The sequence below is a fragment of the Micromonospora sp. ATLC16 genome, from assembly GCF_057196645.1.
In genome coordinates, this window is the sequence record NZ_JBXUOW010000099.1 from 1 (window position 1) to 13,976 (window position 13,976).

Sequence of the window (13,976 nt, forward strand, 5' to 3'; positions counted from 1 at the left end):
CCACCACCGCCAGGTCGACCGGCAGCCCGGCATCGGCCGCCGACGGGTACGCGGGCAGCCCGGCCACCCGCGCGGCGCTCGGGTGCACCGGCACCACCGAGCCGGTGAACCCGCCGTCGCGCAGGTGCCCGAGCACCGCCGCCCCCACCCCCTGACCGGTGGCGCTGGCGCCGTAGACGGCGACGCCACGTGGGGCGAGCAGCCGGGCGATGGACCGTGCCTCGGTGCGGTGCTCCCGTCCGCGCTGCACCTCCAGGGTCGTCTCGGTGGGCGCGATCGGGAAATTGAGGTGCACCACCCCGTCGGCGAACTGGCGCTGGATCTGGTACCCGAAGTCGGCGAAGACCCGCAGCATCTGCCCGTTGGTCGGGAGCACCTCGGCCACGAAGTTGACGATCCCGGCCCGGCGGGCGGCGTCGGCGAGATGCTCCATCAGCACCGATCCGATGCCCCGCCCCTGGTAGGCGTCCTCGACCACGAAGGCCACCTCGGCGTCGGGCGAGGCCGGGCCGAGCCGTTCGTAGCGGCCCACGGCGACGATCCGGTCGCCGGCCAGGACCACGAACGCCTCCCGCTCACGGTGGTCGACGTTGACGAATCGGCGCAGGTCCCGCTCCGGGATCCGCGGGTACGGCGAGAAGTAGCGCAGGTATCGGGTGCGTTCGGAGAACCGCGAGTGCATCGCCACGATCGCGGGCGCGTCGGACGGTTCGATCGGTCGCAACTGGACCGTGCTGCCGTCGCTGAGCAGCACGTCCACGGTGTGTTCGGCTGTGGTCACCTCGGACGGCCCTCCCCGGCCGGCTCAGTCAGTCACGCGGATCGTGCGGGTCGAGGCCGAGCAGCGGGAAGACCGCCTTCCGGGTTGCCGCGACCGCCCGGTCCACCGGGCTCGGCTCCCCGGTCGGCTGCCACGGCTCGTAGCCCGGGTCGACGTCGTCGGTCATCCGCAGCGGTACGTCGAAGCCGGGCCGACGGGCCATGGCCAGTTCCCGCCAGGCCGGCGGGGTCAGCGTCGCCGGATCCAACGGCGCGCCGGTGGCCACCGCCAGGAGATGCGTCCAGGCCCGGGGCACCACCTCGACCAGGGCGTACCCGCCACCGCCGGTGGCCACCCAGCGTCCGTCGCACAACTCGTCGGCGAGCGCCCGCAACGCCAGGTAGGTGGCGCGCTGCCCGTCGACGGACAGGTGCAGGTCGGCCAGGGGGTCGACGCGGTGGGCGTCCGCCCCGCACTGGGTGAACAACAGTTGTGGACGGAACGCCCGCAGCACCGACGGCACGACCGCGTGGAAGGCGCGCTGCCAACCGGCGTCCTCGACCCCGGGTGGCAGCGGGATGTTGACCGCGGTGCCGGCGGCGTTCGGGCCACCTGTCTCGTCGGGGAAGCCGGTGCCGGGGAACAGGGCGAGCGGGGTCTCGTGCAGGCTGACCGTCAGCACCCGTGGGTCGTCCCAGAAGATCTGCTGCACCCCGTCGCCGTGGTGCACGTCGACGTCGACGTACGCGATGCGCTCGGCGCCCAGGTCGAGCAGCCGGGCGATGGCCACCGCCGGGTCGTTGTAGACACAGAACCCGGCGGCGCGGGCGGGCATGGCGTGGTGCAGACCGCCGGCGACGTTGACCGCCCGGCGGGCCGTACCCCGCCACACCGCCTCGGCTGCGATCACGCTCGCCCCGGCGACCAGCGCACTGGACTCGTGCATCCCGTCGAAGACGGGATTGTCCGAAGTGCCCAGGCCGAACCCGGCGAAGAGCGGATCGCGTGGCGCGATCCGCACCGCGTCGAGGTAGCGCGGGTCGTGCACCCGGGTGAGCAGGTCGTCGTCGGCGGGCACCGGCGGCACCAGCCGCACCCCGGCCCGTTCCAGGATGCCCAGTTCCCGAGCGAGGGCGATGGTCAACTCCACCCGCACCGGATCGAGCGGGTGGTCACCGAGGTCGTAGGCGAGCAGCGACTCGTCCCACACCACCAGCGTGTCGTCGGACATCTGCCCATGGTCGCACGGGTGCGGGTCGGCGGCCCGGCCGCCGGGCCGCACGCTGGTCAGCCGGCACACCGGTCAGCCCCCGCACCGGGTCGGCACCCGCCGTACCGCCGATGCCACCGGTCAGGCGGTGGGCCGGTCCGGCCGCGGGTCGGTGGCCACCGGTCGGACCGGGTCGACGATCCAGTTGCTCCACGAGCCGACGTAGAGCGCGGCGTCCGTGCGGCCGGCCAGATGCAGCGCGAGCACGGCCTGCGCAGCGGTCACACCGGAGCCGCAGTACGCCCCGACCGACGCCTCGGCGGCCACGCCGGCAGTGGCGAAACGGTCCCGCAGCGCCTCCGCAGCCGGGAAGCGTCCCTCGGCGACGTACTCGGATGCGGGCAGATTCACCGCGCCGGGGATGTGGCCGGCAACCGGATCGATGGGCTCGTGCTCGCCCCGGTAGCGGGGCGCGGCCCGCACGTCGATCAAGACACCGCCGCCGGCCGCCAGACGGGCGGCATCCGCCGCGTCCAGCACCGGCAGGGCTCCCGGGCGGACCGTCACGTCGCCCGGCCCCGGAGCGGGTTGCTCGGTGCTGACCGGCAGGCCGGCCGCCGTCCAGGCCGGGTAGCCGCCGTGCAGCAGCCGGACCGGTCGATGCCCCACCCAGCGCAGCGTCCACCAGGCCCGGGCCGCCGACATGCCGTCGCCTCCGTCGTACACCACGACGGGATGACCGGCCCGCACGCCGGCCGCCCGCAACGCCGCCTCCAGCGCGGCCGGTTCGGGCAGCGGGTGCCGTCCGGCCGGGCCGGGAGCGCCGCACAGCGCGGTGTCCAGATCGACGAAGACGGCATCCGGCAGGTGTCCCGCCAGGTAGTCGTCCCGTCCGGGTGCCCCGGCCAGGCGCCAGCGGACATCGAGCAGGGTGGGCGGGTCGGTTCCTGCGAGTTCGGCGGCGAGCCGCTCGGCCTCGACCAGAAGATCCTCAGTAGCGGACATGACCCACAGTCAACACCATAAGTGACATTCCTACGGTTCGGCGACAGACGTCCGCGGTGCGGCAGGCTACCATCAAGGCTGGAGGGCCGCTGAAACCATGAAGTCTCACGACCTGGTCGATACGACCGAAATGTACTTGCGTACGATCCTCGAACTTGAGGAGGAGGGCGTGCCTCCGTTGCGCGCCCGGATCGCCGAACGCCTACGCCAGAGCGGCCCCACGGTCAGTCAGACCGTCGCCCGAATGGAACGCGACGGCCTGCTCACCGTCGAAGGTGACCGGCACCTGAGCCTCACCGAGCAGGGGCGCAGCGCCGCCGTCTCGGTGATGCGCAAACACCGGCTCGCCGAGCTGCTGCTGGTCAACGTGATCGGGATGCCCTACGAGGAGGCCCACGAAGAGGCCTGCCGCTGGGAGCACGTGATGAGCGACGCGGTCGAGAAGCGGGTCTACGATCTGCTCAACCGGCCGACCCGGTCGCCGTACGGCAACCCGATCCCGGGGCTGGACGAGCTGGGCTCGCCCGGCCAGGCCGAGCCCGAGCCGATCGACGGCGAGCGCAACCTGGCCTTCCCCGGGCTGACCGGCACCGTCGTCGTACGTCGGATCTGCGAGAGCGTACAGACCGACGCCGACGTCCTCCGTCAACTGCACGCGGCCGGCGTCGACCCGGGTGCCACGGTGACGGTGGCGCAGGAACGCGATGCCGTGTCGATCGACCGCTCCGGCGAGAGCGTCCGGTTGCCCCGGGAGATCGCCTCTCGGGTCTTCGTCGCCGCCGCCTGACTCGAAACGGTCTCAGCTCACGTACGGGCAGTGTCGACAGCCCCGGCCGCAGCAGGTGCCGCGTCGAGCCAGGAATCCGGCGGTGAGGACGAACAGCCCGGTGTCCGGGTCGAGATAGCCGGCGTCGCCCGCAGCCAGGGCTTCGGCGTGCACGGCGAGGATGTGCTGCCGGCCGGGGTGATCGAACGGCAACCGTGAAGGATGCGGCTCGGTCAGGGGCCGTGCCGCCAGGGGCCGTCTTTCTCCGCTCATCACCGGCAGTCTAGGTTTCTCCCAAGTCGATGGAGGAGACCTCATGGCCCAGTACGCAGTCCTGATCTACTCGCCGGCACCGGCCGACCCGATGGACCTCACCCCCGACTACATCGCCCTGCTGGACCGGTATCCCGCGCAGGTGGCGGAACTTGGTGGGCAGATCGTGACGGGATTCGCCCTGCAACCGAGCACCACCGCCACCGCGGTACGCGGCGACCTCGTCACCGACGGCCCGTTCATCGAGGCCAAGGAGGTCGTCGCCGGATTCTTCGTACTGGACGCACCCGACCTGGACACCGCTGTGCGGATCGCCAAGTTGAACCCGGCCACCATTCACGGCGGGGTGGAGGTCCGGCCGCTGTTCGAGCCGCCCGCCGAGTGAGCGACGGCGAGCGCACCGCCGTGCCGGCCACGGTCGCCGAGGTCGAACGGGCCGTCGCGGACGCGCACCGCCGCGAGTGGACGTTCGTGCTCGCCGCCACGGCTCGCGTCGCCGGTGACTTCGACCTCGCCGAGGAGAGCGTCCAGGAGGCGTACCTGGCCGCGCTCGGCACCTGGACCCGCGACGGCGTACCGGAACGGCCTGGCGCGTGGCTCACCGCGACGGCCCGCCGCAAGGCTCTCGACGTGCTGCGCCGCCGGCAGGTGCTGCGTACCAAACTGCCCCTGCTGGTGGAACCGGACCAGGCGGAACCGGATGTCCCAGACGAGGTGGCGGTGCCGGACGACCGGCTACGTCTGGTCTTCACCTGCTGCCATCCGGCGCTCGCCCAGGAGGCGCAGGTCGCGCTCACCCTACGTTTGGTCTGCGGCGTGAGCACCGCCGACATCGCCAGCGTCTTCCTGGTTCCCGAAGCGACCATGGCGGCACGCGTCACCCGCGCCAAGAAGAAGATCGCCGCCGCCCGGATCCCCTACCGGGTCCCCGAGGCCGCCGAACTGCCCGAACGGCTCAGCCCGGTGCTCGCCGTCGTACACCTGCTCTACACCACCGGACACACCGCGCCCAGCGGCGACGACCTGGTCCGCGCAGACCTGGTCGACCGCGCGCTGCCCCTGGCCCGGATGCTGGCGACCCTGCTGCCCGACGAGCCGGAGGTACCCGGTCTGCTCGCGCTGCTGCTGCTCACCCACGCCCGCCGGGCCACCCGTACCGACGCCGAGGGCCGGCTGCTACGGCTGGCGGACCAGGACCGTTCCGCCTGGGACCGGGACGCCATCGCCGAGGGACACCGCCTGGTGCTCGGCGTGTTCCACACCGGACCGGCCGGTCGGTACGCGCTGCAAGCCGCCATCGCCTCGCTGCACGCCCTCGCGCCCAGCTACGAGGCGACCGACTGGCCGCAGATCGTCCGGCTCTACGACGCGTTGCTGGCCCGCTGGCCCTCACCGGTGGTCGCGTTGAACCGGGCGGTGGCGGTGTCCATGGTGGACGGGCCAGCTGTGGCACTCGCCGAGGTCGACGCCCTCGCCCGGGACCCGCGGCTGGCCGGATACCACTACATGCCGGCGATCCGGGCCGACCTGCTGCGCCGGCTCGGCCGCGACGCCGAGGCGGCGGGGGCCTACCGGGATGCCCTGGAACTTGTGGACAACGACGCCGAACGCGAATTCCTCACCACCCGCCTCGGCGAGGTCGTCACCTTCTGACGAGGTCTTCCCCGCCAGGCCGCGGTGAGATGAGTGAGCACCCTGACCGGGTGACATGATCATGTCACCCTGTCAGGGGCGCGAAGGAGAAGGCCGCTCCTCGCCGCTCCTCGCCCGGGCTACGGGCGGGAGGCGGCGGCCTGGAGTCGTGGCGGTGGATCGGCGTCGGCTGGCTCCTGCACACCGGCTGGGACGTCGTCCACCACCTGAAGGGCAACCCGATCATTCCCTTCGCCCACGACTCTTCGTTCGGCTGCGCAATCTGCGACCCGGTCATCGCGCTCTGGCGCCTGACCGGCGGTTGGTCGCTGCGGGACCTGCTCCACCGCCGGTCAGCCGGGCCTGCGGCGGCTAGCCGAACCAGGTGATCTCCTGCCCGTGCCCGCGCGTCCAGGCCAGCGGCTGCCCGTCGAGCGCAAGCACGTTGAGGTGCGCGTCGCTCGGCGGCTGTGGCAGTGCGGCGTACCGCAGCACGCTCGGCCCCTCGTTGGCGATCCAGTGGCCGGGCAGCCGGCGTACCTCCTCGGCGAAGGCCGACCGGCGCGGCGTCGGCACCAGATAGAGCACGCTGGTGTGGAAGACCACCAGGGTGGCGTCGGCCGGTGCCTGCGCGGCCAGCGCCGGCAGGTCGTCGACCAGGTCGCCGCGGACCAGCAGCGGCGGATCGGCTGCGGCGATGGCCGCCGCCGACCGCAGCCGGGCCCGGCGATGCTCGTGCTCCGGCCAGATCAGGGCGTCGAGCCAGGTCAGGTCGGCCGGATCGGTCACGTCGAGCGGATTCAGGTCCAGGCCGGCTCGCCACACCACCTCCGGCCGATGGTCCGGCGGCGTCAGGTTGGTGGCCACGCAGTCGAGCACCGGCTCCCCCGTGCCGATGAGGTGGCCACCGGGCGAACTGCCGGCGTAGCGGTACGCGTACCGGTCGGGGTAGAGGCAGAGACCGGCGGAGGCACCGACCTCCAGCAAGGCAAGCGGCTGCGGGAGCGCCGCGAGCAACGGCAGCAGTACGGCGCAGCGACCGGCCTCGTTGGTCTGCGTGACCCGGGTACGGACCTCCGCCTCGACGGTCGACCAGTTGGCAAGCGTGTACTCACGGAACGCGGCTGGTTCGTCGACCGGCCCGCCGTGCAGACGTACCACACCGAAGAGCAGGTTCGGCTGCTGCTTGGCCTCCGGCAGGGTGCCGAGCAGGCTAAGCAGTTCCTGGTCCCGGGACACGAAGCGGGCCAGCCGTTCGTACGAGGGAGAAACCCCGCGCGCTTCGCGCTCGGCGAACCGGACGTAGCGCTCCGCGATCGTCATAACCCGATCATCCCAGCAACACGGTCACTGTGAACGGTGACCTCCATCGCCGCCGCTCGCTACGAAATCTTGGTGCGAAACCGCCCTCGGAGGGGCGGTTTCGCAGCAAGATCCCATGGTTGTCGCTCGGTACGGTGCGGGGATGGACTGCTGTGTGTGCCGCAGCGAGGAGCGGTTCGACACGCTGCCGCCACGGGAACGCGTCGACACCGATCCGGCTCTCCCGGGCGCTGACCGCCGTCACCGGCTGCGTCAAGACCTACGTCATGCAGTACGCCGAACAGGCCGGTTTCGCGCACGTCCACTTCCACGTGGTGCCCCGCCCGGCGGACATTCCACTCGATCACCGTGGCCCGCGGGCCTTCGCCTACCTCCACGCGCCACCCGACGAACGTGTCCCCGAGGCCACCATGGACTCCCTCGCCGTCGAATTGCGCGGACACCTCGCTACCGAAACGCCAGCTTGACCGATCTTGGTACGGCAGCGCCCCTGGAGGGGCCAGTTCGGTCCAAGATCGCAAGAGGCGAACGAGCCCCGGACGGTGATCCGCCCGGGGCTCGTCGCGTGCTCGGGTCAGCTGCAGCCGCTGGTGGAGCCGCAGCCCTCGCAGACGTAGCAGCTACCGGCCGGACGCATCTTCGTACCGCAGGTGAAGCAGAGCGGTGCGTCGGCGGCCTTGCCGATCACGGCCTCCAACAGCTCGGTGCTGGAACCGACCGGCGGTGCCGGCTTGACCGCGGCGACGTCGGCGAGTTCCTGGGCCGGCTGGGCGACCGGGCCGGCCTTCGGCTCCTCCGGCTTGCTCTCCACCGGAGCAGACGCGGCCATCGCGGTCAGATCGGTGCCGTTCGCCTCCGCCTCGGCCTCGGCCCGCAACTGGGCGGCCCGCTCCTTGGCGGTGAAGATGCCCAGCTCGGCGCGGCGCTCGTAGGGCAGGAAGTCCAACGCCAGGCGACGGAAGATGTAGTCCATCACCGAGGCGGCCATCCGCACGTCCGGGTCGTCGGTCATGCCGGCCGGCTCGAAGCGCATGTTGGTGAACTTGCTGACGTACGTCTCCAGCGGCACGCCGTACTGCAGACCGATGGAGATGGCCACCGAGAAGGCGTCCATCACCCCGGCCAGCGTCGAGCCCTGCTTCGACATCTTGAGGAAGACCTCGCCGAGGCCGTCGTCCGGGTACGACGAGGCGGTGAGGTAGCCCTCGGCGCCACCGACGGAGAAGCTGACCGTCTCCGACGGCCGCTTCTTCGGCAGCCGCTTGCGCACCGGGCGGTACTCGACGACCTTCTCCACCACCGGCTCGACCGCGGTGGTGGTCGCCTCCGGCTCGGCGGCCTTCTTCTTCGCCGCCGACAGCGGCTGGCCGACCTTGCAGTTGTCCCGGTAGATGGCCAGCGCCTTGAGGCCGAGCTTCCAGCCCTCGAAGTAGATCTTCTCGACGTCCTCGACGGTGGCCTGCTCCGGCATGTTCACCGTCTTGGAGATGGCGCCGGAGATGAACGGCTGGACCGCCGCCATCATCCGCACGTGGCCCATCGGCGCGATGGACCGCTCGCCCATGGCACAGTCGAAGACCGGGTAGTGCTCCGGCTTGAGGCCGGGAGCGTCCACCACGTGACCCTGGTCGGCGATGTGCTCGACGATCGCCTCGACCTGCTCCTCCGGGTACCCGAGGGAGCGCAGGGCGCGCGGCACGGTCTGGTTGACGATCTGCATCGAGCCGCCACCGACCAGCTTCTTGAACTTGACAAGCGCCAGATCCGGCTCCACGCCGGTGGTGTCGCAGTCCATCATCAGGCCGATGGTGTTGTGGCTGACGAAGCCCGAGGCGACGTAGGTGACGTTCTCCGGCACCGACAGGTCGTAGGTCGGCTGGATGCCGCCGTCCTCGTTGGCCGCGACCGTCTCGAACAGGTAGCCGAGGGCATGCCCGAGCCGGTCGTCGCCGGTCTCGGCGAAGATCCGCATCGCCACCGCCCGGGGCACTCCCCCGGTCCGGCGCAGCGACTGACCGACGGTGTCGCGCAACTCGTGCCCGGCCGGCACGAGCAGCTCCCACAGCGCCTCGGGCAGGTGAATCCGGTCCCGGTTCCCAGACTGCGTCGACTCGGTGACCAGCAGCCGAGCCTTGCGCTCGCCGATGAAGCCGACGACCTCCTCGTACGCCAGAGCGTGCTCCGTGTTGCGCAGCCGAACCTGCCACATGTCCGAGCCCAGCCCGCTGGTCGTGCGGCGGGTGGTGGTGGCCATGCCGAGCGCGAGCAGCAGCGTACGCAGCTCGGCGGCGAACGATTCGGTCGACGTCGAGACCGACGGCACTCCGGCGGCAACCGACCCGTCCGCCTCGAACAGACCGCGCAGGAAGGCTCCGTAGACGGCGGGGTTGTTGGTCTCCAGGATCGCCGACGGCACCCGGGGCGACCAGCCCTTGCCGGTGTGGTCGGCCTGCGGCAGGGTCTTGGCGAACCCGGCCGCCTGCCACCAGCGGGCCAGCCGCACCGACTGAAGGGTCACCTCCTGATAACCGGCCTGCGCCGTGACGACCGGCTCCAGTCCGAAGAGGCCCTTGCTCAGCACCCGGAGGCGCTCGATCACATCGAGGTCGGTGTCGGCGACACTGAACCGGACGCCCTTGGCGTGCAGGCTGCCGTCGCCCATGAAGTAGCCGACCAGCTCTGCGAGATCCCCGTCGACGTGCTCGGGGACGTACAGCCGACGGTCACCGGCGTAGTAGGCCTGGTCGAGCACCGGCAGCGGCACCTGTCGCGGTTCGCCGACCAGAGTGCCGAGCTGCATCGGTACGAGATCGCCCGGGGCGACCTCCGCCATCCGCTTCCACACCCACGCACCGCTCCGCGGGTCAACGACCTTGATCCGGTGGGCGAGGGTGCCCTGGATCGCGTAGCCGCCGTCGGTGACCACGCGCCGGGTCGGCTCCTCACCGTTTATGAAGAACTTGGTCGCCCGGCGAGCGCCCTCGTCGGTGGAGACCTGCATGTCAAGGTCCTGCCAACGGTCGCCGTACATGTCGCCGATCTCGCCCAGCCGCATCAGGCCACGGTCGGTGGTGACCAGCGTGTCCGGGGTCAGACACCCGGTCGGGGCGAGCACGCTGGCCTGCGAGTTGCGCCAGCCGTTCTTGTCGCCGATCTTGTTGCCCTGGGTCCACTGCTTCGTGGCCTCGCGGACCAGAGCGGTGGCCACCGTGCCGGACGGCTTGATCTCGTCGTTGGCCGCGGCGTGCTTGCGCATCACCCGCTTGTGCGGCTCCGCGTTGCGGGCGTAGCCGTCGTACGCGCCGACGATGCCGGCCAACTCGGCCGAGCGGCGGTACGCCGTGCCGGTCATCAGCGAGGTGATCGCGGCGGAGAGCGAGCGGCCCTGATCCGAGTCGTACGGCAGGCCGGAGGCCATCAGCAGGGCGCCCAGGTTGGCGTAGCCGATGCCGAGCTGCCGGTACGCCCGGGTGGTCTCGCCGATCTTCTCGGTCGGGAAGTCGGCGAAGCAGATCGAGATGTCCATCGCGGTGATGACCAGCTCGACGCTCCTGACGAACTTCTCCACCTCGAAGCCGCCGTCGGCCCGGAGGAACTTCATCAGGTTCAGCGAGGCCAGGTTGCACGAGGAGTTGTCCAGGTGCAGGTACTCCGAGCACGGGTTCGACGCGGTGATCCGGCCGGTCTCCGGGCAGGTGTGCCAGTCGTTGATGGTGTCGTCGTACTGGAGGCCGGGGTCGGCGCACGCCCAGGCGGCCTGGGAGACGGTGCGGAACAGGTTTTTGGCGTCGATGGTGTCGATCACCGCGCCGTCGAGCCGGCCGCGCAGGTCGAAGCTGCCGCCGTTCGCCACCGCCGACATGAACTCGTCGGAGACCCGGACCGAGTTGTTGGCGTTCTGGTACTGCACGCTGACGATGTCGGAGCCGCCCAGGTCCATGTCGAACCCGGCGTCACGCAGCGCGCGGATCTTGTCTTCCTCGCGCGCCTTGGTGACCACGAACTCCTCGATGTCGGGGTGGTCGACGTCGAGGATGACCATTTTGGCCGCGCGCCGGGTGGCGCCGCCGGACTTGATGGTGCCGGCGCTGGCGTCGGCACCGCGCATGAAGCTGACCGGGCCGGAGGCGGTGCCGCCGGAGGAGAGCAGTTCCCGGGATGAGCGGATCCGGGACAGGTTGACCCCGGAGCCGGAGCCGCCCTTGAAGATCAGCCCTTCCTCTTTGTACCAATCCAGGATGGAATCCATCGAATCATCCACAGATAGGATGAAACAGGCGGACACCTGCTGGGGCGAGGGCGTGCCGACGTTGAACCAGACCGGGGAGTTGAAGCTGAACACCTGGTGCAGCAGCATCCAGGTCAGCTCGTGCGCGAAGACCTCGGCGTCGGCCGGGGAGGCGAAGTAGCCGTACTCCTCACCGGCGGTGCGGTAGGTGGCGACCACCCGGTCGATCAGCTGCTTGAGCGACCACTCGCGTTCCGGGGTCCCCACCGCGCCCCGGAAGTACTTGGTGGTCACGATGTTGGCCGCGTTGACGCTCCAACTCTGCGGGTACTCCACGCCCCGCTGCTCGAAGTTGATCGAGCCGTCCCGCCAGTTCGTCATCACGACGTCGCGGCGTTCCCAGGTGACCTCGTCGTACGGGTGCACTCCCGGGGTCGTCCAGACCCGCTCGATCTTGAGCCCCGCGCCCGCCTTGCTTCGTGACCTGCTTGTTGTCACACCGTCCCCCGGCATCTCATCCGCCCCCTCGTCCACGCGGGCCCGCCGCGCGATCCGACTGTCACTGGTAATGCTGGAAAATCACTGCGTGCTGGTCGGCTCGGCACCGGCAGCCTCGCGGGCGCGCGCGGCGGCCCGTAGCGTCTCGATCTCCCGTTCGAAATCGGCGAGCGAGTCGAACGACCGGTAGACACTGGCGAACCGCAGGTAAGCGACCTCGTCCAGGTCCCGCAGCGGGCCCAGGATGGCCAGCCCCACCTCGTGGCTGGGAATCTCGGCTGCCCCCTTGGCCCGGACGGTCTCCTCGACCCGCTGCGCCAGCAGCGCGATCGAATCCTCGTCGACCGGCCGGCCCTGGCACGCCTTGCGCACCCCACCGATGATCTTCGTCCGGCTCAACGGCTCGGTCACGCCGCTGCGCTTGACCACGGCCAGCACCGCCTCCTCGACGGTGGTGAACCGTTTACCGCACTCGGGGCAGGATCGCCGCCGCCGGATCAGCTGGCCGTCGTCGGCCTCGCGCGAGTCGACCACCCGGGAGTCGGCGTGCCGGCAGTACGGACACCGCATCGCCCGACCTCCTCGATCGACCACAGGGCCGCCCAACCGCCCTCCGGGCACGCCTCGGTAAGCCGGAGCCCATCCCCGCAGGATGGCCGCCGGCTCGGCGTACGGGAGTGCGGTCGGTAGTCGAACCCAACCTGTAGGCAACTTACGCCCATGTGACTACTACATCTAGGGGTTGACCGTATGTCGCCGACGATCCCGGGTCAAGTTGGTCGGCGTGTCCGGCGCGTCACCCGGAACCCCACCCGCACCCCCGTTCCGCGCCAACCGGAGAGCCCAACGCGAACTCGGCCACGCCGGTTACCGCCCGCCCGGACAGGCATCGACAATTCACGTCCACTCGAACACCCGTACTATTTATCAGTACGGACCAGCAGCCGTGCTGATTTCCCCTCGACACGCGGCAGAAGGTCGTACAGATGTTTGAAAAAGACCGATCTCACCTATACGGTCATGAACAACCGGAGGTGACCATGGTCGACCCGCCGGCCAGTAGATCACCGTGCGCACCACGAGCCGCCGAGGCACTCAGCGCCGACCAGGGAGGACGGACGTGACCGAGGACCGGGCCAACCGGCCAAAGAGCCCGCAGCAGAGCATCGAGGCGGGCCCCCCGGCCGCCCGACGCCGGAGTGTCACCCGTGCCCGCTCGGGCCAGCCGGCCGTGCGCCCGGTGACCCCGGTGGTCAGCAGCTTCCCCGACCCGGCGACTGTCGACCTCACCGCCCGGCAGCGACGCATCCTGGACTTCATCCGCACCTGGGTGGAGCGCCACGGCTACCCACCGAGCGTGCGCGAGATCGGTGAGGCGGTCGGGCTGGTCTCCCCGTCCAGCGTCGCCTACCAGCTCAAGGAGCTGGAGAAGAAGGGCTTCCTCCGACGCGATCCGAACCGCCCTCGGGCGGTCGACGTCCGCTCCCCGAACGACGTCGACGACGAACTGAGCCGCTCCCAGCGGCCCACCCCGGCCTACGTCCCGATGCTCGGCCGCATCGCCGCCGGTGGGCCCATCCTCGCCGAGCAGTCGATGGAGGACGTCTTCCCGCTGCCGCGCGAGCTGGTCGGTGAGGGCGAGGTCTTCATGCTCCAGGTCAAGGGTGACTCGATGCTCGACGCGGCGATCTGTGACGGCGACTGGGTGGTCGTCCGGCAGCAGCCGACCGCGGACTCCGGTGAGATCGTCGCCGCCATGCTGGACGGCGAGGCCACCGTGAAGACCTACCGTCGCCGTGACGGTCACGTCTGGCTGATGCCACAGAATCCGGCCTTCGACCCGATCCCCGGCGACGACGCCACCATCATGGGCCGGGTGGTCGCGGTGCTACGCCGCATCTGACTCGGCGGTCGACGGCCCGGTACCGGCCTGAGGTCAGTACCGGTCGCCCCGGTAGCCGTAGTTGCCGCCGCGCACCTGACCGTACGGCCCGTTGTCATCGTCTCGGTAGCGCCCGGAGCGTCGCCCCCGATAGTCCGGTTCGGCCGAGCCACCACGCCGGGGTGGCTCCGCGCGCCCTCCCCCGCCGGACTGTCCGCCGCCGCGCGCGCCACCGCCACCGTAGACACCGCCGCCGGGGCGTCCGCCGCCACCGGACGCTCGACCACCTCCCGGCCTCCCGCCGTAGACCGGAGCACCCTCACCGCCGGGCCGGCCACCGCCTCCGCCGTAGACGCCACCGCCCTGCCCCGGGCGAGCACCGTTGCCGGTGGCCGGTCG

General features: G+C 70.8%; 12 protein-coding genes and 4 pseudogenes. 6 read left to right on the forward strand and 10 right to left on the reverse strand.

Going from position 1 to position 13,976, the window contains the following annotated elements; all coding sequences use genetic code 11:
- From AC2CHE_RS24990 to AC2CHE_RS25000, 3 genes are all read right to left on the reverse strand, one after another.
- A partial coding sequence (locus AC2CHE_RS24990; RefSeq protein ID WP_484507297.1) for a GNAT family N-acetyltransferase occupies window positions 1-781 on the reverse strand: 781 nt, incomplete at its 3' end.
- 28 nt (window positions 782-809) lie between these two features.
- A complete protein-coding gene (locus tag AC2CHE_RS24995) occupies window positions 810-1,991 on the reverse strand; it encodes an acetoin utilization protein AcuC (protein WP_484507298.1) in 1,182 nt (393 codons plus the stop codon).
- A gap of 120 nt (window positions 1,992-2,111) precedes the next feature.
- On the reverse strand, window positions 2,112-2,975 hold the full coding sequence (locus AC2CHE_RS25000; RefSeq protein WP_484507299.1) for a sulfurtransferase: 864 nt from the start codon (window positions 2,973-2,975) through the stop codon (window positions 2,112-2,114).
- A 97-nt stretch (window positions 2,976-3,072) separates the two neighbouring features.
- Between AC2CHE_RS25000 and AC2CHE_RS25005 the strand changes: the two genes are divergently transcribed.
- Complete coding sequence (locus AC2CHE_RS25005) at window positions 3,073-3,762, forward strand: iron-dependent transcriptional repressor DtxR (RefSeq protein WP_484507300.1); 690 nt, start codon at window positions 3,073-3,075, stop codon at window positions 3,760-3,762.
- 12 nt (window positions 3,763-3,774) lie between these two features.
- On the opposite strand, the gene AC2CHE_RS25010 is transcribed toward AC2CHE_RS25005, so the two are convergent.
- Complete coding sequence (locus AC2CHE_RS25010) at window positions 3,775-4,014, reverse strand: C1orf53 family protein (RefSeq protein WP_484507301.1); 240 nt, start codon at window positions 4,012-4,014, stop codon at window positions 3,775-3,777.
- A 43-nt stretch (window positions 4,015-4,057) separates the two neighbouring features.
- Here AC2CHE_RS25010 and AC2CHE_RS25015 point away from each other — a divergent pair, with 43 nt between their 5' ends.
- The 3 genes from AC2CHE_RS25015 (at window position 4,058) to AC2CHE_RS25025 (ending at window position 6,035) form a co-directional block, all read left to right on the forward strand.
- Complete coding sequence (locus AC2CHE_RS25015; protein WP_484507302.1) at window positions 4,058-4,399, forward strand: YciI family protein; 342 nt, start codon at window positions 4,058-4,060, stop codon at window positions 4,397-4,399.
- A gap of 86 nt (window positions 4,400-4,485) precedes the next feature.
- The gene (locus AC2CHE_RS25020; protein ID WP_484507307.1) at window positions 4,486-5,667 is read left to right on the forward strand and encodes an RNA polymerase sigma factor; all 1,182 of its coding nucleotides are present in this window, start codon (window positions 4,486-4,488) and stop codon (window positions 5,665-5,667) included.
- 140 nt (window positions 5,668-5,807) lie between these two features.
- Complete coding sequence (locus AC2CHE_RS25025) at window positions 5,808-6,035, forward strand: DUF6010 family protein (RefSeq protein ID WP_484507308.1); 228 nt, start codon at window positions 5,808-5,810, stop codon at window positions 6,033-6,035.
- On the opposite strand, the gene AC2CHE_RS25030 is transcribed toward AC2CHE_RS25025, so the two are convergent.
- Entirely contained in the window at window positions 6,019-6,969 is a 951-nt protein-coding gene (locus AC2CHE_RS25030) for a DUF2332 family protein (protein ID WP_484507303.1), read from the reverse strand. The genes AC2CHE_RS25025 and AC2CHE_RS25030 overlap by 17 nt on opposite strands.
- A gap of 152 nt (window positions 6,970-7,121) precedes the next feature.
- Here AC2CHE_RS25030 and AC2CHE_RS25035 point away from each other — a divergent pair, with 152 nt between their 5' ends.
- On the forward strand, window positions 7,122-7,436 hold the full coding sequence (locus AC2CHE_RS25035; protein ID WP_484507304.1) for an HIT family protein: 315 nt from the start codon (window positions 7,122-7,124) through the stop codon (window positions 7,434-7,436).
- 107 nt (window positions 7,437-7,543) lie between these two features.
- On the opposite strand, the pseudogene AC2CHE_RS25040 reads toward AC2CHE_RS25035, so the two are convergent.
- The 4 genes and pseudogenes from AC2CHE_RS25040 to nrdR form a co-directional block, all read right to left on the reverse strand.
- Window positions 7,544-8,782 (reverse strand): annotated as a pseudogene (locus AC2CHE_RS25040) (TSCPD domain-containing protein); the annotation flags it as partial.
- Window positions 8,783-10,024, reverse strand: a pseudogene (locus AC2CHE_RS25045) (LAGLIDADG family homing endonuclease); the annotation flags it as partial.
- 36 nt (window positions 10,025-10,060) lie between these two features.
- Window positions 10,061-11,710: pseudogene (locus AC2CHE_RS25050) on the reverse strand (vitamin B12-dependent ribonucleotide reductase); the annotation flags it as partial.
- Window positions 11,711-11,776: 66 nt separating this feature from the next.
- Entirely contained in the window at window positions 11,777-12,265 is a 489-nt protein-coding gene (gene nrdR, locus AC2CHE_RS25055; RefSeq protein ID WP_484507305.1) for a transcriptional regulator NrdR, read from the reverse strand.
- Between the two features lie 550 nt (window positions 12,266-12,815).
- Here nrdR and lexA point away from each other — a divergent pair.
- Complete coding sequence (gene lexA / locus AC2CHE_RS25060) at window positions 12,816-13,598, forward strand: transcriptional repressor LexA (RefSeq protein ID WP_484507306.1); 783 nt, start codon at window positions 12,816-12,818, stop codon at window positions 13,596-13,598.
- 33 nt (window positions 13,599-13,631) lie between these two features.
- Here lexA and AC2CHE_RS25065 read toward each other — a convergent pair.
- Window positions 13,632-13,976 (reverse strand): annotated as a pseudogene (locus AC2CHE_RS25065) (hypothetical protein); the annotation flags it as partial.